The following is a 22244-nucleotide window of genomic DNA, read 5'->3' as shown; positions in this document are numbered from 1 at the left end:
TTTAGCCATGCACTGTAAGATTGTTTTATTTCGATTAAATTGGCTCACAATTCGATGACTAATATCAGATAGCTCAGTAAGTTACATAAATAGTATGGGTATCTGTATTGATATATCAAGAACGAGTAAAGGGATTTAGACAAGAAAGTGAATAATACTGTTGGAGTCATCTTAATATGACAGTATTGAATAAAATAACTGAGTTTTATTCAAATGTAATTTATTTAAATGATAGTAGTTCTTATTAATGAATAATTAAATCAATATGTATTTTATTATATAAAGCATATTATTATATGGACATTAATTAGAGAATTAGCTGGCTCGTTAAATATTAACAAGCCAGATAGTTCATTTTTCGTCATTATTGACGCAAAGATTTAATCTGCTCTGGGGTGACATCCGCAGGTTGTCCTCCCCATTGAACGCGAAGGAAGTTCACTAAGTCGCTAATTTGTTGGTCATTTAGCTTATTGGCAAACCCGGGCATACTTTGCATGTTTTGGTTATTAGGGAATGGTTGTTCAGGCAAACCATCTAAAATCGCATTAATTAGGTTAGTGCTATCCGCATCACGCAATGTCGAATTTCCTTTCATTGCCACCGCCACATTCGGTTTACCACTGCCATCATAGGAGTGGCAACCTGAGCAGGTTTCTAAATAAATTTGGCGTCCTTGAGCGTTACCTTCCCCCATTCTTAATGGCGAAGTTGCTGGTGGGTTATCGCCCATTAAATAGGTGGCTATAGCGCTATTATCCTCTGGGGTTAAATGTTGTGAACTCAGATAAATTACAGGGTGCATATCACTGTAGGCGGAACCTTGCGGAGCGAGCCCAGTCATGAAAAACTGCTGTAAATCTTCTTTTGTCCATCCTCGCTCTGCAAGCGCTTTTGGGGTAATATCCGGCGCCACAAAACGACCTAACGCACCGCCTTGCATAAAGTTATCTAAATCCATTTCACCCAGTTTTCCTCTTGACGTATGGCATTCAGCACAATGCTCTAATACGTTAACTAAATACCGACCACGTAACCATTCAGGGGAGCTACCTTGTGAGCTATTTGGGAGTGGTTTATCATTAAAAAACAATAAATTCCAGCCAATCATGGCCATACGTTGGTTTAGTGGGAATGGCAATGAATTTTCAGGTGGCGCGACATCAACCGCTGGTTGGCTCATCAAATAACTGTAAATAGCGTCAGAATCTTCACGAGTGATCCCTTTGTAAGACGTATAAGGCATTGCCGGGTAAAGATTTTTACTCGGTGGAGAGATACCTTGGGTCAGTGCTTTATAAAAATCATCTTTTGTCCAGCGACCGATACCAAAGTCGGCTGAAGGGGTTAAGTTACTGCTGTAGATAGTACCAAATGGGGTATCGAGTGGAAAACCACCGGCTAATGGCGCGCCATCAGCACTGGTGTGGCACGCAGCGCAGTCACCGGCAAGGGTGAGATAACGGCCTCGCTCAATTTCCTGTGGCGTCGCTGTCACTTTTTGTACCGGACCATCTAAGGTACGGCTTTCATACCAATACAGCACCGCCCAAACGATGATAGCGATGGCTATCAACCATAAAATAATTCGTTTGATCATTTTATTGCCTCCTTGATAAGACCAGGAGTCGCCAGAACAACGTCACGTACCGCTTCATAATAGCGTACATAGCCTGTGCAGCGGCAAATATGGTTATTTAGGGCTTGCTTGATAGCATCTTCTAAGTCCGCTTCTGCAATGGGGTTTCGCTGAAGTTCTTCAATAAACACGGTAGCCGCATTCACAAACCCTGGGGTACAGTAGCCACACTGAAAACTAAAATGTTCAACAAAAGCTTGCTGAACTGGGGATAATTTTACTTCCCCGTTTTCTTCTTTGGTGGCAGCCCCTTCGATAGTTCGAATGCTTTTATTATTGAAAAAATGCGCGCCAGTAATACAGGTGCGGATCTCTTCGCTGGTGCCGGATGGGTTATCTAAGATAACGACGCAAGCATGGCAGATCCCTTGGCCACAGCCTAGACGAGAACCCGTTAGGTCAACATATTCATGAAGGAAGTCGATCATCATGAGGCCTTCAGGCACGTCCATTGGTCCATACTGTTGGCCATTAATGGTTAAAGTGAGGGGAAGGAAATTTAGGCTCATGATATTACCTCTAAAATGTCTTTTGCGCGTACAGGCAAATGCAAGAAATGATGACCAGTTGCATCTGCAATGGCATTGACGATGGATGAAACCACCGGGATCATAACAACCTCAGCAACGCCTTTTGGCGGGTCTGTATCCGAAAGTCCTGGTAGGACTTCATTGGTTTGCTGCCAAACGGCAACGTCGCTGGCTAGAGGGAGATGATAACGGTTGAAGTTCCACGTCCCATTACCGGGACCATCTTCGTAGAGAGGTAAATATTCATGGAGGGCATGGCCGATCCCCATTGCTAAACCACCTTGAATTTGCCCTGAAACCAGTTGCGGCACGATAAGGTTACCGCACTCCACTACGCTATGGTGATTCAGCAATTCGACTTGTCCAGTTGCCTTATCAATGGATAGCTCACTCACGGTAGCGACTGCACTGTAGTAAGTGACTCCTGCATTATTTCTTTGTGTATCAGGGTAATAGGCTTTTTCACGGTGGCAAACTTGGTATTCTTTATCGGCAAATCGTAGTGATAGCCCATCAATCGGTAAACGGCGAGTTTCACCCTGAATAGGGAAATCGGCTTCAGCCCATTGCCAGCGGTTAAATACGTGGCACACTGCGCCAGTTACCCCGCCCATTGCAAAAGTGCGTTCAATTAAGCGCTGTAAGCTAAGCACCTCAAGCCCATCAGCCGTTAAGCCTTCAGCAACCCAACGTGCATCTTCACGGCGAACAACTAGAGGGGCAGCTTGTCCGCCACCAATGCCTTCTTGCCAAATTGACATGGCAGCGGGCCATAACCCATGCTCAAATATAATGCGTGCGGCTGCGTCTGTACTATGAGTGAAATAATAGGCTGAATTACTGGCGCTTGCCGGTGAGCAGTAATTCGGTGTCCATAATGGGTTTTGCGCGAGGTGGTTTTGTTCATCTTGTGACATGGCAAACGGGTTACCTGTCGACACCATAGGTAAAATTGACCAATCTACAACCGAAAAATGAGCTTGTTCCGCAGGTTTTCCTAACCATTTAGCGCAAACCACCGATTGGGACGTGGACATGCCCGTACCAATTTCTGCACCACTATGGTAAATAGCAATTTTACCCTCAGGGGTAAGTTCTACACGAGCAAAGGAGGATTCCGCACCTGTCCCGAAGTCTTTTTGCACACAAGAAATCCCAGTACCGAATAGTTTACCGCTATTTTTTGCTTCAAAATCAGCTTTACGCTTGGTTCTGTCAGTCCACATTGGATGGGCAGCGCAGCGGGTTAACACTTCATCGGCACGAATTGCACCGCCAGGGATTGCCCCTTGGGTATTTTTCATCCCAGACTTGATGATATTTTTAAGACGGAACTCAATGGGGTCGGCTTTGAGTAGTTTTGCAGCTTCTTCCATCAACATATCGGTTGCTGCCATGGCTTGTAAGGTGCCATAACCGCGGGCTGAACCCGCATCCACGGCTCGTGATGCAATACCGACCGCAGATAAATCACTACGCGGAATGTAATAGATAGCTTGGGCGCCTGTTGCGCCAACCATGACAACGGAAGGTGTAAAATTACAGCGGCCACCGCCATCACCAATAAAAGACGCTGAAAGGGCTTCGATTTTCTGTGTTTTCTTATTCACCGCTAAGGTGTAATCCATATCAAAAGCATGGCGTTTGATGGTGGATTGAAATTGTTCATAGCGGTCATTAGCCAGACGAATAGGAACTCCGTCACCATATAACGTTGCCATCGCACCATAATACGGGAATGGGGTATGGTCTTTAGAACCATAACCAACTGTGAAACAAGGGTGTAGGAAAATTTGTTTAATTGGGAAATGCGATTTTGCCAGCATCTCGGGTAATGATTCCGCCACTTCCTGAGGGGACTGCGTAGGAATAACCAGATGGAATGACTGTGTTTTGACGTCGTACCAACCGTTAGCGTTATCAGGCTCTAAGGCAGCAGTATCAATCGATTGAGAAAAGTATTTTCGTTTGATTACGAGCCAGTCTTCTGGCGGATTTTCCAACTGTTTGGCGAGTTCATCAGCATATAGCATGCCTTGTTGATCTAATTTCCCACCTTCACGGCCTTCTGGCCAAACGGGCAAGTGTTTTTTCATGCCAATAGGGGAGATTGGCATATCTTTTAGGCTTGAGTAAATATCAGGATCATAAGGATTTTCACTGCCAATTCGCACGCCACGGTAGCTTCCCCATGGGTCCCGTTCCAGTGGGCCGGTAAATGCACCGTATTGGATAACATCGTCACGGAATTTTAGGGTTTCTTTGGCAAAGCGGAATTTAGCAAAATCATGGTAAATCAATAATGCAACGGCTTGGCCAAGGTAAGCGGGGGTTTTCCCTTCCGGAAGCAATAAATCATCGCCATAAAATTCAGGGAAAGCGACACCATCTTTTTCTAAGTCGCTCGCGGTTACGATGCGGTCAGGCATGAGGCCATCTTTCAGCAGATCAAGATTAAAGCCTTGGTAAATTTTATCGGCTTGAGTTACGCGTAGTAAAAATGCATGACCTTGCTGTTTTGGCCAGTGAGGAATATCGCGTGCGCGAATGTCTCTGGCAAAGACTTTCTCCCCTTGGACTTTGGCAAACCCATCAATACGAAATTTGATTTGTTTATCGACTGGATTCCAGTCAGGAGATTGAAGGATTTTTTCTTCGAATAGCACATCAAAAGCACGGCTATACAAAGGGGCTAAATAAACAGATATTCCCGCTATAACGGCACATTTTAGAAAGTGTCTGCGGGAGAGTTCGACATTGCTTTTGCTCATAATACACCCTTACACTTATTTTTATTACATCGGTATTTTTATTTTTATAGTCATATCGAAAAAATTATTTGTATCACGTTAATATTATACTTCTCTTAATAATTTTCAAATTAATGATAGGTAGTTCTTGTGATCTTACTGAATATACTTTATTTATGAGATACGCAATCAGTATATCGATTTAGAATAAAAACCATGAATATTTGTATTTTGATATTGGCAGCAGGAAAAAGTGAGCGTTTTCAAAACGCTGGAGGTAAAGGCAGTAAATTAAATTTTGGGCTAGGGAAAAGCACGGTATTTGAAAAAACACTTTTTAATTCAATAGATAGCGGAATTCCTATTCATGTAGTAACTCGGCCTGAGAATGAAGGCGTCATTAATAATTGTTTACAATTTAATATTCCATACTCATTGATAAATAGTACTGGGTTAGGTGATTCAATCGCATTTGGTGTTAAAAATACTTCAAATTTAGATGGGTGGATAATTCATTTAGCAGATATGCCATACATCAATAGTAGATTATTTATACGTATAGCAAATGAATTAAAACAACATACGTTAGTACGGCCAGTATATAATAGTTTACCGGGGCATCCAGTGGGAATATCTGCAAAATATTATTCAGATTTAATTAAATTGTCCGGCGATGAAGGGGCAAAATCAATATTACAGGATAATTTTGTCTATAAACTGGACATAAATGATGAAAATGTTGTGAAAGATATTGATTATCCAAGTGTTGATAACGAATAAGGGATGAATATGTTGCGTGAAGATGTTTTTGTTATCTCTCAAGCCGTTGCTTGGATAAAAGAGCAACCAATTTGGTTATGTACCGTATTAAATACCTATGGTTCTTCGCCGAGAAGCCCGGGTTCTTTGTTGGTTGCAAAACAGGACGGTCAATATATAGGTTCACTTTCTGGTGGATGTATTGAAGAGGATTTTATTCAGCGCATAAAAAATAATAATTATGTGAGTAGTAGCCAAGTTGTTCGCTATGGAAGAGGCGGGATTGAGACTAAAGTTAATTTACCGTGTGATGGTAGTTTAGATGTTTTGATTGAATATCTACCAAATAATGAAAAATCACTTAATTATCTCGTTGAGATCCAAAATGCGTTATTAGGTTATTCTGCCATTATCAAAAAAGTTCTATTGCCGCAGAGTGGTGAAATTCATATAGCTAATAAGTCAGAACAACCAACACAGATAGAACGTGATGGCGATAAAATTCAGTTATACATTGCGGCTCCTCCTCGCCTAATCATTGCAGGTATTTCCACTGTGGGGGCTTATTGCGCTAATTTTGCGTTAACATTGGGTTTTGAGGTCATTATTTGCGATCACCGAGAAGAAGAAATAGCGCGGTTTGCACCACAAATTCCATCTCAAGTTGAGGTTATTTCTTTATTTCCCGCCCGCTATTTAGAAGAACAGGGTTGCTCTCCAAATACTGCCATTGTTTCCTTAACCCATGATCCCCGTATTGATGATTTAACACTGATGGAGTCGGTTAATACAGATGCTTTTTACATTGGTGCAATGGGGTCAGTAAGAACTAGTGCTCGCCGTCGTGAACGGCTTATAGCATCCGGTGGGATGACGGAAGAGGAAATAGAACGCATTCATGCTCCGATTGGTATTCCAATTGGTAGTAAAACACCGCCAGAAATTGCTTTAGCGATAATGGCCGACATTGTTGCTTATAAAAATGGCGTGATCTCATCAGAGATCACATGTAAAACGAAAAAGTTAGTGAGTATAAATTAAATACAATGTAATTTTATTTCTAATAGCTCACGCCATTTTAGATGGCGGAGCTAGCTACAAACAATATAGTTAGTATGTAGAAGTAATAGCTTCTCCCATTTTTACTAAATACTTTGATGCGTCATACCTGTCTGTCATTATTTCAATGTAAGCTGCGCTATCGAGAGTTTCAATATGTTGTAAGGCATCATTGAGTTCATCGCAGGTTGCTACTTTTTGGCAATACCAATCATCGCACCCAAATGCCGAAGGCAGTTGTGCATAATTCCATTGAGTAACATCGTTATAATAATATTCAGGTTCTTTACAAAATAGTCGTTCGATAAGGTAGCCGTCGTTATTTAGAACAAAAATAATAGGCTTAAGCCCAAATCGTGAAAATTGACTAATTTCTTGTATTGTTAATTGGTGAGCACCTTCACCAGTTATTAAAATAAGACGGCTGGAGGGAGATGCTAAAGCTGCTCCTAATGCAGCAGGAGTGGCCCAGCCAATTGATCCCCATAAAGATTGAGAATGAAATGATGCCCCCTTAGGTAAAAGTGCAAATGATAAGCCCATGGTAAATGTTCCTGTATCACCAAATATAATATCGTTAGGCTTGAGCATTTTTTCTAAACGAGGGTATAAGAATGTTTCCGTTATTTCTTGTGTTTTTGAACTTATTGGTGTACCAAGTGATTGTGCTTTAGGGTAATTATTATGATAAAAATAATAATTAGAAGTTGATATCAATTTATCTTTTAACGATGAGATGACATCCTTCATATAAATCTCATCGTAGCGTTGGCCACTAATCACAACGTAATTATCCATAATGTGTATTATGTTTCCCTCTTCAATATTAGAGGTGTAACAAGCAGTATTAAAATCTGACATTATAGTGCCGATATTTAAAACACAATCACAGTTTTCTACAAATGAAGTCACTTGTGGATTGATGAACTCCCCCGCATACATTCCAATATATTGTGTATTAGTTTCATCTAAAACACTCTTATCCATATAAAAGGTTGTATAGGGAATATTGGTTTTTTCGATAATAGTTTGTAAGCTTTTTTGTAATCCTAAACGTAGAGATATTGACCCTGCTAATAAACAGGGTTGCTGGCTATTTATTAATTTATTTAAGATGAGATGGATAATGTTTTTTAGTATTTCTGGATTGGTTTTTGGTATTAATGGAACCATATTATGAGGTGACTTAACTACAGTTTTTACAGCATAATCAGCAGGTAATCCAAAATAAACTGGGCGACGCTCGTGTAAGGCACAAGTGATTAATCGCTCTGTTTCTTCAATACAATTTTCTGGGGTTATAATGGCATGGGCGCAGACAATATGCTGGCTCATTTTATAGAAAACATCATAATCACCATCACCTAAAGAATGATGGTTAATTAGACGTTTTTTCTTTGATTGGCTTGGTGGCATTCCGACAAGATGAAATATCGGTAACCTTTCTGCATAGGAACCCGCTATTGCGTTGAGTGCGCTTAATTCGCCAACGCCAAATGTGGTTGATAATGCAGCGGCACCTTTTATTCGAGCATAGCCATCAGCGGCATAGGCTGCATTTAGTTCGTTACAATTACCAATCCAACGCTGTCGAGAACTAACACAAACAGCGTCATTAATAGGAAATGAATAATCACCAGGAACACCAAAAATATCTTCAATGCCTAAGTCATATAACTTCGATAAAATATATTCAATCACGGTTTCTTTCATTTAGTCTCTCCAGTTAATAATTATTTTTTCTTCATTTATAATTTTTTATTAGCTATTTATTTTTATTGAAATTGATTTGATAATAGTTAAGGAGGGTGAAAATGAAAGTCTTTATTTTATAATAAGTCTAACGAAATTGATTAAATTCATTATTTAATCGGATATTATAAAATCAAATAGAAGATTAAATTGGTAGAGTAATAAAAAGCAGTCAGCCTCACTGCTTTTTTATATTTAAAATATCACTAAACAGAGATCAACGCTGAGCCGCAATCACCATAATTTCAACAAGGACTTGCTCTCGAGCCATATTTGCTTCAACTGCTGCGCGGGCTGGGCTATTTTCTACAGGCATCCAATTTTCCCATACTGCATTAAAGGCCGAGAAATCTCTCGCCATATTTTTAATCCAAACTTGAGCAGATAAAATTTGTGTTTTATTACTGTTGCTGGCTGCTAATAACGTATCAATTTTAGCTAAAACATCTTCAGTTTGCTGGGTAATATCACCTGTTAGGTCATTAGGTACTTGCCCTGATAAATAAACTATCCCTGCATATTCAACACTGTCAGCTAAGCGTGGTTTCGGGTTGTTACGTTTGATGGACATGATTACCTCGTTAATCCAGTTAAAGAAATTGGCGTTTTTTGTTCTGTAATTAATTGAGTCAATATTTCCGCGCTGCCTGCGGCAAGAGTAAACCCTAAACTGCCATGTCCAACATTAAGCCATAAATTTTTATAGGTTGTTTTTCCTAATATTGGTGGGCCTTTTGGTGTTGAAGGGCGTAACCCACACCAGCTTTCAGCATCGTCAATTTTAGGTAGTTCAGGAAAGGTATGTTTAATAATCTTCTTAAGAGCTTGTATTCTATTTTCACGTAAACCATGCTTGTCATAACCAATATCAACCATCGCAGCAATGCGTAATTGCTCATTAAGTTTGGCATAGACAATTTTATTGCCGTAATCAGTCACGTTAATTTTCGGAACAATATGCTCAGCTTGCGGGTATTCGACACTTAGACTATATCCCTTTAACCCTAAAATAGGGACATTAATATTCAGTGGTTTTAATAACTCGCGGCTACCATTACCTGTGCAAACAATAAAATCATCAGCTTGGATAGTTCCCTGGTGAGTGGCTATTCCTGTAATGCTGTTATCTTGTGTAATGAAAGATTCAACACTGTGTTGCAAACAAAGCTTAAATTGCGGTTGCATGAGTAAATATTGCAGTAGATTTTTGCAGAATAAATAGCAATCTGCACTCTCATCATCAGGAGCATATATTGCCCCGACTAGTTGAGGCTGTATATTTTTTAATGAAGGCTCTAGCTCAATAATTTTAGCGGGTGTTAATACTTTTTGAAATTGTTTATCAACCGTTTCACTGGCTTTATGAAAACTCTTATTATCACGATGGATAATTAATTTCCCTGATTTTTCCCAAGCAAAATCGGCAATATCACCATTGTTACGCCATTTATTCATTATTTCTTGGCTCAGGAGTGATAAACGTAAAAGATGGGTACCATTAATTTTATTGGTATTACGGTTACAAGCTAATGTAAATTGCGCTAGCCAAGACCACTGTTGTAATGAAGGCGTTATTTTTAAATTTAAGGGGGAGTCATTTTTCCCCATCCAACGTAGGCCTTGTAAAGGAACACCTGCATCAGCAAGGGGAGAAACATAGCGATAGCTGAGTTGCCCACCGTTAGCAAAACTGGTGTGCATACCGACATCTGTATCTGATTCAACTAATGTTACGGTTTGGCCTGCTTTAATTAATGCATAGGCGGTGCTTAAACCAATCACACCAGCTCCAATAACCACTACATGTTTAGTCATAATAATCCGTAACCCATAATAACCAAGATGTTATTATTTAACGGTGAATAAGCTAACTAAACAATTGAGTTTTCATCACTAGAGTATAACTTTTGGTTAACTACTTTATTTCTTTTCTCAAGTGTGGATGCCAAGGTATTAACATAATTCTGTGCAGCTTTGGTTAATGGTTTATCTGCGCGATGAAAAACGGATACGGCAAGGTGTAAACCTTCCTGTAAAGGGTAAATCATTGATTCAGGCAATGTATGTTCGGCTGAAAAAATATCGGTAATACTGCAACCTAAACCTGCCTGAACAAATTCTGCAGCCATATGATAGGTATGCACACTAATATTCGATTCTGCAAACTCATGACGTTTTTGTAATAGCTGAGATAAAGAATCAGAACCAGGGTGGATCCAACGCTCTTGGTCGATATCAGTGAGCGAAACAGGTGAGTGCAATGGTAATTTGCTATCCACATAAACTAATGGGATATCTGCAATAGGTAAAACCGTAATACCACCTTCAATTTCAAGGTTAAAGCCAATACCAATATCGAGATCTTGTTGGGTTAATAACTGCAGAATATCGGTTGTATGATGTGTACCGATCGTAAGTTTGATATTGGGGTGCTTTTTAATAAATTGAGCGGTCACTTCAGGTACTAAGTTTAGCCCTAAGCTAGGTAAGCAACCAATGGCTAATTTGCCTTGCGGATCACGTGATAAGTTTTGCGCTAAAATTCTGAGCTTATCTAAATTATGATAAACTTCCTTCGCTTCTTCAAATAGCAGGTTTGCCTCAGCTGTAGGAATTAACTTCCCTCTTATCCGTTGGAATAATACTAAGCCAAGTTGTTGTTCTGCATGTTTTAAGGCCTTGCTGGCAGCAGGTTGTGAGATATGTAAAACCTCAGCTGCGCGAGTTAGAGAACCACAGGTCATGACCGCATAAAAAATATCGAGATGCCTTAACTTCATTTTCAGAAACCTATTATTTGCTTTTACTCACAGAAACCGACTATTGGTATTAATTCGCATATTCTACCGAATTAATACCAATTAATCTGAACAACTATTCATTTTGTGCTGAAAATGGTGAAAGGAAATTAGGCGGTTTAAATTAAATAGAGATAAAAAGTGAAGGCCAGACTATATACTTGGGTTATAGCCCAGCCTTTATGGTTGTGTACTAGGTAAAATACGTGCCGATTTCGATAAAGATTTTAATTAAGATACTATTTGAAATATCGACAATAAATGCACCCACCATAGGCACCACTAAAAAGGCTTTATGGGAAGGGCTGAATGCTTTAGTGACGGTCTGCATGTTAGCGATAGCGGTTGGTGTTGCACCCATTCCAAATCCACAGTGCCCGGCACTAATAACAACGGCGTCATAATCTTTGCCCATCATTTTAAAGGTAACAAATGTTGCAAATAAAACCATAACCACCGTTTGTACTGCAATAATAATCAGAACAGGGCCTGCCATACTAGCGAGTTGACCGAATTTTAAGGACATTAGCGCCATTGCTAAGAATAATGACAAGGCTACGCTACCTAATACATCAACGGTTGGTTCAAAAACTTCATGTTTAAATATATGTGTTAAGACATTGCGAATAATAATACCGACAAATAAGCACCAAACAAAGGTTGGCAATTGCATGACGGTATCTTTAAAATATTCGCTAATATAGCCACCAACAACAATACAGATAATTAGCATTGAGATGCTTTCAATAACATTATTGGCATTAATTTTACGTTTAACACTCGGTTGTTCGAAAGCTTCAACGATGGTTTCTTTTTCGAGTTCAGTACTTTTAGGGATCGCAACTTTTTTCAATAAATGGCGAGCAACAGGGCCACCAATTAACCCACCGAGGACTAAGCCTAAGGTTGCACACGCCATAGCTAATTCAACAGCACCTGTCACACCATATTTATCAGCTAATATTGGTCCCCAAGCCCCTGCATTACCGTGGCCACCCGTAAGTGTGATTGAACCCGCAATTAAACCAATAAATGGACTTTCATTAAGCATGACAGCCATTCCCATACCAACGGTATTTTGAATAGCAATTAATATAGTCACTGCTATCGTTAATAAGACAAGTGGCTTACCACCTTTTATTAAACGCGAAAAATCTGAGCTTAATCCAATTGATGAAAAGAACGTAATCATCAAAATGCTTTGTAGTGAAGCATCAAAAGTAAATGAATACCCTGCAGTTTTATCAACAATTAATAGAATGATAGCAACAATAAAGCCGCCAACAACGGCTTCAGGGATATGGTTTTTTTGTAGAAAAGGTGTGTATTTGACAACAAACATACCAATCAACAGCGCCAAACAAGCGACTAATAAAGTGTAGCTGGCATCTAGGATCATTATTTTACCTCAAGTTAGTTTACCAGAACTTTCACTGTTGTTATTTAACATTAGCGATAAATTAAGTTACTTTGTGCAACTTTTATTTAACAATGAGTTTTGTTTGGGTATCTATAACTTTTAGTTAACCCTAGCCTGAGTATTAAATGGGTGACAACGAGGTCTTATATGCAAATTTTCTTAGCTAAAAATAGCGAGAGACAGCATGAACAGCAGGTTTCTGTTGAAAGGGATCATTTTGAAGATGGCATGTAAGGATAAAATTGTTTTTTTTGGGAACTCATGTAACTGAAGGCTTATGCTACCAAGTAATTATAAGAAGTGTGATGTACAACATAAAAGAAAATGGACAGATTAGAGTGAAAAATGAGGTAAATAATCCATTATTGGATAATGAGTGAAAATATTGTCTAGCCTATAGATAGGACAATCTTCAGAGATCAGGGGACGGCGTTGCCGTTAGCGTTAAATATACGACCTTTTATCAATAGCAAATCGTTGATGGTTACTTTTGAATATAATAAGTACAAATATAATCATTAAACGCTATTTGATAATTTTGTTTTAGGTTTATATTTGGTTTTTTTTACCATCTTATTGAGACTGTCTAATTTGGATGTTATTTAATAGCTTGTTTTCATAAGTATATTGTCATTACCTTTCTTTTTGAGAGATATAAAAGAAAAATTCACCTGAATATATCGTTAATTAATTTTTTGCTATAGTACCTAATTACAATGGGTTAGATTATATTTTGATTATTTAATAATGAGATGGCATGTAAGTTTAACAGGGTGTTTCAAATCTAAATTTTTTATTTATTAGATAATTTGAAGATTATTTATGGAGTGTTTTAAATGCAAAAAACGATCCGTCAAGTCACCTATGATTTATTACGTAAATTGGGTATTACAACCATTTTTGGCAATCCAGGTTCGACAGAAGAAACATTTTTAAAAGATTTTCCGAGTGATTTTCGTTATATCCAAACATTACAGGAAGCCTCTGCTGTTGCCGCCGCAGATGGTTACGCGCAGGGAATGCGTAAAGTTGCGATGGTGAATGTGCATACTTCCGCAGGGTTAAGTAATGCCATGAGTAATATTTTGACTGCCTATATGAACCGAACACCATTAATTATTACGGCGGGAAATCAAACACGAGAAATGTTATTGATTGAGCCTTGGCTAACCAACATTGAGCCTGAAACGTTGCCAAAACCCTGGGTAAAATGGAGCTATCAACCAGTGCGTGCGGAAGACGTCCCCGCTGCTTTTATGCGAGCGTATGCAATGGCTCTGCAACCACCTGCTGGGCCAGTATTTTTATCTATCCCACTGGATGATTGGGATAAGCCCGCACTAGCACAAGAAGCTGTTGTTCGTTCTGTACCGCAGCGCATTGGTTATGATCCAGCTCGACTACAAGAGTTTGCTTCAGCACTATCGAATGCGAAGAATCCTGTACTTATTTATGGTTCCGCCATTGCAAGAGGGGAAGGTTGGGATATCGGCATTAAACTTGCTGAAAAATTAAATGCTCCAGTGTGGGCTGCGCCTGCATCTGAACGGCCGCCATTCCCAGAAACTCATCCTCTATATGCAGGTGGGTTACCTTTTGCGACAAAACCGTTATCTGAAAAACTCGAAGGACATGATTTAGCCATTGTTATTGGAGCTCCTGTATTTAGGTATTACCCTTATGTTGCAGGCAGTTATATCCCTGAAGGACTGAAATTACTACACATTACAGATGACCCAATCGAAGTGGCTAGAGCTCCTATTGGAGATAGCTTGTTAAGTGATGCTGTACTCGCACTAGAAGGGTTAATTAACTTGGTTGCGCCTCGTACTGGGACAAAAACGGTGGAAAAACAACCTCATGGAATGGCACCGTACCCAGCTGCAGCTGAACAAAGCAGTAATAGCCCAACACTGAGTGCAACGCAATTATTTCGCACCTTGAGGGAAGTTTCACCAAAAGAAACCGTCTTGGTGGAAGAGTCCCCTTCAAACCTCGGTGAACTTCATCGTGAATGGCCAATTGAATTTCCTGATTCATTCTATACTTTTGCAAGTGGTTCATTAGGCTGGAATTTACCAGCAAGTGTGGGAATTTCATTAGCCGAAAGGGACAGCGGGCGCCATCGCCCAGTGATGGCAATTATTGGTGATGGCTCTATGCAGTATTCAATTCAAGGCTTATGGAGTGCTGCGCAGCAGAACTTACCTATTGTGTTTATCATTCCGAAAAACAATGAATATGGCATTTTAAAATCATTTGCAGTATTGGAGGAAACACCAGGGGTTCCGGGGCTTGATATTCCAAATTTAGATATCGTGGCTTTAGGAAAAGGATATGGTTGTGCTGCGGTGAGAGCCAAAACGATAGAAGACATTAAGCAAGCCTGTGAAGAGGCATTTAGGCGTAATGGGCCGACAGTGATTGAAGTGCCTATTTTACCGTCAATTCCTCCACTGATTTAACTATGTATCGTTGATTAAATGGCTCCTAATTAGGGGCTATTTACTTCAAAGAGTGAGGCCGCTATTTGGGCAGCTGAATTAATGCCAGTGGAACTGACTTCGATCCTAGTGGTAGCAAAAAACGCCTATTTAACAGGGGATTCTGTTGATTGGGAAAATCAGTTGATGAGTGTCACGCAATGCGCGAATTATTTAGCTGAGCGTATTCGTATTTATTCTTAGGTAGCTTAAATCAATGTGTCTTTTGATGCTTTCTTAATACCAATCAAATGACGTTTGCTTGATGTTTAATGAATCAAAAAGCAAATGGCTTATACTGCATTATTGTTTTATTAATAATGAAATAAAAATGACTAAAAAATCGATAAACCCGGCTTCTATCTTTAATTCTTTGCAGTATGGCTTTAGCCAAGCTATAGAAATAACGGGAACCCGACAATTATTTTTATCGGGTCAGGTTGGAGTAAATGCCGCGGAAGAAACTGTTGCTGGGGGTATTTACGAACAAACCGTACAATCATTAATCAATATTGAATATGTATTGCATGAGGTAGGTGGTGATTTATCTCAGGTGGCTATGCTACGTATTTATATCAAAGAGGGCTTTAATAGCCATGAGGAACAAGCGGATATTGCGAAAGCATTAAAAGAAAAGTTTCCAAACAATCCTCCTGCTTCATCTTGGGTTATTGTTTCTGGGCTTTCCTTGCCGGAATGGTTAATAGAAATAGAAGCTCATGCAGTTTTAAACTAAATTAATTAGAATAGAAAAGCCGACAGTGGAAAAATCGGCTTTTCTGGCACTAATGGTTTAGTGTTTCACTAGTGTTGAGAAATAATAAACAAGAGGTACCGCAAGTATCCACAAGCTAATTGGAATTTCTCTCCACTTGCCAGCAACGGCTTTAATTAAGATATAGAATAACAACCCACCGGCGATACCCGTACCAAAGCTATTAGCGATTAGCGTAATCATCACCATCATTAATACGGGTAAGCCATCGGTAAAATTGCCTAAGTCTACTTTTCGTAAACCACTGAACATATTTAGTCCAATTAAAATCAGAGCAGGAGCCGTGGCTTGTGCTGGGATCATTAATGCGATTGGTGTAAATAGCAGCATTAATAAAAACATAAAGGCTGCAGCAAGAGCTGTCATACCTGTTTTACCTCCAGCCTCTGCCGCCGCTGAGGACTCAATAAGTGCGGTTGCGGCTGGAATACCGACCCATGGGCCTAGTGCTGCAGCAATTGAGTCAACGAGAAAGGGACGGTTAATATTGGGCATATTACCTTCTTTATCTAATAAACCAGCTTCTCCGCCAACCGCTAATGTTGTCCCCATGGTTGAGAAAAATTCAGCAGCAAAAAAGACAAATAAGAAAGGAAGAAACGCGATATTTAATGCGCCAATTAAGTCTACATGCCCTAATACAGGAGCCACAGAATGTGGAATACCAATAAAGCTTTCAGGTAATTTTGTGACACCAAAAGGAATACCTAAGAGGGTTGCAAATAAAATAGCCCATAAAATTCCGCCCGGTATTTTGCGAGCTTGTAGTGCAATTGCAACGAAAAAGCCAGCAAGTGCAACTAATGCTCCGGGGGAAAGAAAATCACCAAGCATTAATGCATTTGTTTTTGGGTTAGCGAGTACTAATCCTGCATTTCGAAAGCCTAATACGGCAACGAAAAGACCAATTGATGCAGTTAATCCGAGTTTAATTGATTGTGGGACAGAGCGCGTAACAACTTCACGCAAACCAAATTTAGTTAATAGGAAAAATAAGATCCCTGACCAACAAGCAATGCCGAGCCCTATTTGCCAGTCAATACCTTCACTGCCTGCAAGTGTAATACCGACAAGGACTGAGCCTCCAATACCAGGGCCAACAATAAAAGGTAAGTTTGCATAGAATGCCATTAATAAACTGGCAATGACGAAGACAATAATTGTTCCGGTGGTTGCGGCTCCTTTATCCATCCCTCCAACGGCAAGTAAACCGGGGATCACCACGAGCAAGTAAGCTGCGGCTAAAAAGCCGGTCACCCCAGCTAAACACTCTGTTTTTACTGAACTGCCGCGCTCACGTAAAGCAAAGCGCCTTTCTAGCCAACTCCCTGATGTTGGCGTATTTATTGAATTGTCAGCCATTAATTGGCTCTCCTATCATTATTATTAATTTTCTATGCGTGCTTAGCAGTATGGATGACAGCGTCAACGATTTGACGTGTTGTTCCATCCGTTAATCCTAAATCGGTTAAATGTGGGCCTGCATTGCAAGCAAGACAGGTTCCTTCAATAGCCTTAAAGACTCGATAAGGTGGCTCCCAATCAGCGATTTCACTGCTTAATTCACGCAATTGGCGAAATTGAGCAGCCAGCTCAGTTGCGGGTAAATCAGATAGCATACCGGCAATTGGCATAGCGACATGAGCTAAAACCTGACCATTTTGTACTAACGCCATACCTCCGCCACTCTCGATTAATAAATTAGCGGCGATGGCCATATCATCAGGGTCACGACCAAGGACAACGAGGTTATGTGAATCGTGTGAATAGCTAGTCGCAATGGCTCCGCGTAATTCCCCCCAACCCTCAAGTAAGGCTATCTGAGGTAAAGCATCGTGGCGGCCGTGACGGTGTTGAACTCGAATAAGGCTGAAATTATTCGGCACTTGTACCACGCTATTTTTGATTTGTACGTCAATTTCGCCCCATTGGGTAAAACGTGCCCCACGAATATGACGTAAACGCGCACTACCATTATTGATTCCATCAATTTTTAACGTGCAATCATTTGGGGTGATTGGCGAGAGTTGCATGGTGTCTCGCGGTGGTAAAATATCATTATGTGCACTTAATGCATTGATAAGTTGGTTATTTTCTGCAATTTTTTGGCCTGATACATACACGGCTTGTGCTTTCAACGTTTCCAATGAATCGAAGATGACTAAATTTGCTTTTCTCCCTGCAGCAATTAGGCCAAGGTCATGGCGTTGCAAGCGTATTGCAGCATTAAATGTAGCAAAGCGTAGTACGTCCGTTGCTGGCATTCCATGCTCAATTAACAGGTTTAATAACGCAATAATGCCACCTTTTTCAATTAATATGTCGGGAGGCACGTCATCCGTGCATACTGTGATTTGTGATGACAAATGCGGTAAGGATTTTAATGTGGCAACAATATCAGGAAGGAGGTAAGGATGTGAGCCACGAATTTGTAATGTAAGGCCCGCACGTAGCTTTTCAAGGGCATCTTCAGCCGAGGTTAACTCGTGATCAGAGGTGACGCCGGCAGCCAGATATGCTTGGAGATCAGCTCCTTTTAAACCTCTTGCATGGCCTTCTATAAGCTTGCCTGATGTAATTCCTGCATTTAGAATTTCTTCCATTCTGTCACTGCCATGGAGCACACCAAACATATCCATGACCTCGGCTACGCCACGAACTTCCGGCCAACTCAGCATGGTTGACATTTCATTCCCAGCAAAGTCTGCTCCAGACATTTCTAAGCCAGGTGTTGATGGCACTGACGAAGGGGCTGCAACCATGACATCTAGCGGTAAATTTCGGCTAGAATCAATAGCATAACGTACACCTCCTAGGCCTAATACATTGGCAAGCTCATGGGGATCCCAAAATACAGCCGTTGTTCCTTGAGCTAGAACTATTTCGGCATAACGTACAGGGGGTAAGTGTGAGCTTTCTAAATGGACATGAGTGTCTATTAAGCCAGGTGAAATGAAATAGCCTGATAAATCATGGGTTTCATTTGCGTCCGTACGGGTTCCAGTAGGATGAACGCTAGCAATTAGGTTGCCGGTGATCCCGATATCTGCAAGGCGAACTTCACCGGTTACCATATCAACAATATTGGCATTAGCGAGTAAAAGGTCAAAAGGCTTTTCGCCTTTAGCAGATTGAATGACGTGACGCCTATTTTGTTCTGTTATGCACATAAAGATACCATTCCTACAATTTATGATTGTTACTTTATGAGCAACGCAAACGTTTGCCAAGATGATAAAATTTATCATGTGATAAGAAATGGTTATAATGAATCGAGATATTGGCTAATCCAATAAAAGTAAAAGAACATTATTATGATAGAACCTTGGCAGAGGCTGCCTGCACTCACGCTCAAACAGCTACAGTATTTTGTGACGTTAGCGAAACTTCGTCATTTTACCGAGACCGCTAATCGTCTAGCGGTAAGTCAACCTGCTTTGAGTAGTGCTTTGCGGCAAATAGAGACGGTTATCGGAGGAAAGCTAATTAATCGCACAGCTTCATCCGTAACATTAACGGAGCTAGGTGCTGCAATTTTGCCACATGCACAGCAAATACTGAGTGTTTCTCATCGCGCATTTAGTGAAATTCAAAAAATAATCGCGGAAGGAGGGGATGGAACATTACGTATTGGCTTAGTTCCTTCCGTAAGTTCTCTGTTATTTCCTGCTGTGCCTGAACTATTAAATCAATATTTTCCGAGGCTTAATATTGAGTTTTATGACCAAACGAATGACGCTTTGATTAATAAACTTATCAATCATGAAATTGATTTCGGTATTGGGGTGTTAGATAGTTCAGTACCTCAGAATTTAGCTATTTTTCCACTACAAGATGACCCTTTTGTGGCTGTTATCCATAATGATGACGCAGTAGCGGATAATAGATTTCATATGCCATGGAAGCTACTCAATAACCGTGATGTGGCTGTATTTTCGAAGGGTAATATTCAACGCTTGGTCGCTGCGACAGTGGAAAGTCACCGTTTAAAATTAAAGATTCGCTATCAAGTGGATTACATTGAAACGCTATATGGCTTAGTTCGCTCAAAACTCGCGATTGCGATTTTACCACAGCTTTATACTGTACATTTACGTGATCCAGAATTGAAAGTTTTACAATTACAACAACCCGAGTTAACTCGTACAGTAGCCTTAATTCGCAATAGCCAACAAACGACGCCGTTAATGGATGAGGTTTTTCAGGTATTGTTAAAAGTATTGCGTGATAATAACGCATAAGTTATATCCATTAAATTGGTAACTACCGCATTTATCGTAAAGTTATTTTATTCGAATAACTGAATAATGGTTTCTAATATCCAAAATAATATTTTAAAGAGCGTCATACAATAGCTCTAATTTTTAGTTAATAAGTCAGGGTTAATGATTTTTGGAATAACATTATGAATACTATACTAAAATATAGCTGTTTTATAACTGTAACTATATTACTTTCCGCTTGTGACGATATGGAACTTTTAAGTGGTAAGGGTAAGTTTTATTATAGTAATCCAAGTACAAACACGATTACGTTTAAGCTAGATGGCAAAGGTTATGATGTTTTACCGGATGATAAAGGCGTTGTTTTACTTTCTAGTGGACCACACCAATTAGTTAGTGGTGAAGGTGACGTGACGGATTTCTTTGTTTTTGAAAATAACTCTGGCGGGATTATTAACCCAAATCATTTTGTTTACTACACCTTGTCTGAAGTTTATGCTGTTGATGGTAAAGAAGATAGGTTTAAACCTGCTAGCTATCCCATTACAATTAATGGGCACGAACTTGAGCTACCGGCCCGCAGTTCTAACGCAACGCTTATTGATGCAAATATATTTAGGTGTAGCTACCCAGTAGGAGAAAGCTTTCCTGATTCAATCACACTCTATGATGATAAGTTAGATGGAAATATTAAATCTAAATGCTTTGATAAACATGAATTAATTGCCTATTTAGATAATGAATATGGGCAAAAATTATTACCGGATCCTGCTAATCATGAAGCTGCAGATTCTATCAATATGGCATTTATATATGAAGTTCCAACTGTTACTTTTGATAATACGGATGTACAGATAAAAGCCGAAAAATTAATTCAGTTAGCTACACGATTAAAAAATACTGATGATGTTGATATCCATAAAGAATTAAACCAAGAATTTCACCATGCTATTACTGAGTTAGTACATGAGCAGGCTCGAAGCGCTTCATCAAACTCTGTTACAGAAAATATAAAGTATAATAATTTTATTCAAGAAATTAATGTTGTAAGAGAACATGGTATTTGGTTAAAATAGTAATGGTTTAAAGGGATATACTATTTATATACTTACTTAGGAAGATTATTTTCAAGTAATAATTTTTGGAATTAATTAAGAAAATGCTTATTAAGTATACAGAGTAATCTTATTTTAAATAACTGATGAAAAAGCCAGATTGGTATGGTTATATTAACCACACCAAGGAACTCGGCGATGAATTTATCCATACAATCCGTTTTCACCGTCATATCAGCTGCATTTTTGTTTTTATTTTCCTCTATTGCTAGTAGTACTACTATTATTAATACTAAAAAAGATCCCGATATTTTAGATTTAGTGTTTATTCTAGATAAAAGTGGTTCAATGTCAGGATTCGAAACCGATACAATCGGTGGATATAATAGTATATTAACTGAAAATAAGGGAAAAAAAGCAAAAACCTACATTACAACTATTTTATTTAATGACAAAACAAGTTTACTTCATAATAGAGAACCCATTGAAAAGGTTTCTAATCTAACACTTGATGATTATCCCGTTGGTGGCTATACCGCATTATTAGATGCGATAGGAGACGGCATTGAAAAAATGCAAGAAAATAGAAAGGTTACAAAAAATAATAATGTTCTTTTTGTGATAATTACAGATGGACAAGAAAATAGTAGCCGTAAATATTCTCAAGCAAAAATTAAAGCCATGATTAAGTCCGCAGAAACAGAAGATAAATGGGACTTTATTTTCTTGGGAGCGAATATTGATGCCATTTCTGAAGCAGAAAATATTGGAATTAAAAGTTCAAATGCCACTGGTTATGTCCAAGATGGGACTGGATACGACAAGGCTTACCGTGCGGTAAATAAAGCGGTGGAAGCTAAACAAAAGTCTGCGCCAATATCAGAGGATTGGAAACAAGAAGTTGAAGCGGATGTGAAGGAACGAAAAAAATAATAATATGTTCAAATCTACGCAGTATTTTATTATTTAAAATGCCTAATAGTTGATGATAGAGTTGCCAG

17 protein-coding genes and 1 pseudogene are annotated in these 22244 nt (G+C 39.4%); 8 read left to right on the top strand and 10 right to left on the bottom strand.

Annotated features, from left to right (window positions below; genetic code table 11):
• Positions 1 to 364: 364 nt before the first annotated feature.
• From PR725_RS11445 to PR725_RS11435, 3 genes are read right to left on the bottom strand one after another with little or no spacing between them, the layout of a single operon-like run.
• Positions 365 to 1600 (bottom strand): c-type cytochrome, encoded by a 1236-nt coding sequence (locus PR725_RS11445; RefSeq protein ID WP_109912017.1) that lies wholly within the window; start codon positions 1598 to 1600, stop codon positions 365 to 367.
• Complete coding sequence (locus tag PR725_RS11440) at positions 1597 to 2148, bottom strand: (2Fe-2S)-binding protein (RefSeq protein WP_109912018.1); 552 nt, start codon at positions 2146 to 2148, stop codon at positions 1597 to 1599. The genes PR725_RS11445 and PR725_RS11440 overlap by 4 nt, the downstream gene beginning before the upstream one ends.
• On the bottom strand, positions 2145 to 4940 hold the full coding sequence (locus tag PR725_RS11435) for a xanthine dehydrogenase family protein molybdopterin-binding subunit (RefSeq protein WP_109912019.1): 2796 nt from the start codon (positions 4938 to 4940) through the stop codon (positions 2145 to 2147). The genes PR725_RS11440 and PR725_RS11435 overlap by 4 nt, the downstream gene beginning before the upstream one ends.
• A 195-nt stretch (positions 4941 to 5135) precedes the next feature.
• Between PR725_RS11435 and PR725_RS11430 the strand changes: the two genes are divergently transcribed.
• Together PR725_RS11430 and PR725_RS11425 are read left to right on the top strand one after the other, a co-directional pair.
• Entirely contained in the window at positions 5136 to 5699 is a 564-nt protein-coding gene (locus PR725_RS11430) for a nucleotidyltransferase family protein (RefSeq protein ID WP_004913840.1), read from the top strand.
• Between the two features lie 9 nt (positions 5700 to 5708).
• Positions 5709 to 6719 (top strand): XdhC family protein, encoded by a 1011-nt coding sequence (locus tag PR725_RS11425; RefSeq protein ID WP_109912020.1) that lies wholly within the window; start codon positions 5709 to 5711, stop codon positions 6717 to 6719.
• 69 nt (positions 6720 to 6788) lie between these two features.
• Here the strand turns inward: PR725_RS11425 and PR725_RS11420 are convergent, their stop codons facing one another.
• From PR725_RS11420 to gltS, 5 genes are all read right to left on the bottom strand, one after another.
• On the bottom strand, positions 6789 to 8450 hold the full coding sequence (locus PR725_RS11420; RefSeq protein WP_272537874.1) for an alpha-keto acid decarboxylase family protein: 1662 nt from the start codon (positions 8448 to 8450) through the stop codon (positions 6789 to 6791).
• 256 nt (positions 8451 to 8706) lie between these two features.
• Positions 8707 to 9060 (bottom strand): RidA family protein, encoded by a 354-nt coding sequence (locus tag PR725_RS11415; RefSeq protein WP_004913831.1) that lies wholly within the window; start codon positions 9058 to 9060, stop codon positions 8707 to 8709.
• A 2-nt stretch (positions 9061 to 9062) separates the two neighbouring features.
• A complete protein-coding gene (locus tag PR725_RS11410) occupies positions 9063 to 10304 on the bottom strand; it encodes a D-amino acid dehydrogenase (protein ID WP_272569060.1) in 1242 nt (413 codons plus the stop codon).
• Between the two features lie 56 nt (positions 10305 to 10360).
• Entirely contained in the window at positions 10361 to 11269 is a 909-nt protein-coding gene (locus tag PR725_RS11405) for a LysR family transcriptional regulator (protein ID WP_004913826.1), read from the bottom strand.
• A 211-nt stretch (positions 11270 to 11480) separates the two neighbouring features.
• The gene (gltS, locus tag PR725_RS11400; RefSeq protein WP_272569057.1) at positions 11481 to 12686 is read right to left on the bottom strand and encodes a sodium/glutamate symporter; all 1206 of its coding nucleotides are present in this window, start codon (positions 12684 to 12686) and stop codon (positions 11481 to 11483) included.
• Between the two features lie 857 nt (positions 12687 to 13543).
• Between gltS and mdlC the strand changes: the two genes are divergently transcribed.
• The 3 genes and pseudogenes from mdlC to PR725_RS11385 all read left to right on the top strand — a co-directional run bounded on the left by mdlC (position 13544) and on the right by PR725_RS11385 (position 15926).
• Positions 13544 to 15172, top strand: a complete 1629-nt coding sequence (mdlC, locus tag PR725_RS11395) for a benzoylformate decarboxylase (protein WP_211889191.1) — start codon at positions 13544 to 13546, stop codon at positions 15170 to 15172.
• A gap of 48 nt (positions 15173 to 15220) precedes the next feature.
• A pseudogene (locus tag PR725_RS11390) lies at positions 15221 to 15394 on the top strand (aminoglycoside adenylyltransferase domain-containing protein); the annotation flags it as partial.
• Positions 15395 to 15455: 61 nt separating this feature from the next.
• Positions 15456 to 15926 (top strand): RidA family protein, encoded by a 471-nt coding sequence (locus tag PR725_RS11385; RefSeq protein ID WP_231137032.1) that lies wholly within the window; start codon positions 15456 to 15458, stop codon positions 15924 to 15926.
• 57 nt (positions 15927 to 15983) lie between these two features.
• On the opposite strand, the gene PR725_RS11380 is transcribed toward PR725_RS11385, so the two are convergent.
• Together PR725_RS11380 and PR725_RS11375 are read right to left on the bottom strand one after the other, a co-directional pair.
• Positions 15984 to 17327 (bottom strand): NCS2 family permease, encoded by a 1344-nt coding sequence (locus PR725_RS11380; protein WP_109912024.1) that lies wholly within the window; start codon positions 17325 to 17327, stop codon positions 15984 to 15986.
• Positions 17328 to 17359: 32 nt separating this feature from the next.
• The gene (locus PR725_RS11375; RefSeq protein ID WP_109912025.1) at positions 17360 to 19135 is read right to left on the bottom strand and encodes an adenine deaminase; all 1776 of its coding nucleotides are present in this window, start codon (positions 19133 to 19135) and stop codon (positions 17360 to 17362) included.
• A gap of 144 nt (positions 19136 to 19279) precedes the next feature.
• Here PR725_RS11375 and PR725_RS11370 point away from each other — a divergent pair, with 144 nt between their 5' ends.
• The 3 genes from PR725_RS11370 (at position 19280) to PR725_RS11360 (ending at position 22176) form a co-directional block, all read left to right on the top strand.
• Entirely contained in the window at positions 19280 to 20206 is a 927-nt protein-coding gene (locus PR725_RS11370; RefSeq protein WP_109912026.1) for a LysR family transcriptional regulator, read from the top strand.
• Between the two features lie 164 nt (positions 20207 to 20370).
• Positions 20371 to 21264, top strand: coding sequence for a hypothetical protein (locus PR725_RS11365; protein ID WP_196719109.1), 894 nt, complete (start codon positions 20371 to 20373; stop codon positions 21262 to 21264).
• Positions 21265 to 21441: 177 nt separating this feature from the next.
• Entirely contained in the window at positions 21442 to 22176 is a 735-nt protein-coding gene (locus tag PR725_RS11360) for a vWA domain-containing protein (protein ID WP_272569053.1), read from the top strand.
• Positions 22177 to 22244: the final 68 nt, after the last annotated feature.

This window comes from Providencia sp. PROV255 (genome assembly GCF_028478065.1).
Taxonomy (GTDB): Bacteria; Pseudomonadota; Gammaproteobacteria; order Enterobacterales; family Enterobacteriaceae; genus Providencia; species Providencia rettgeri.
This window is presented reverse-complemented; position numbering and strand designations above follow the sequence as displayed.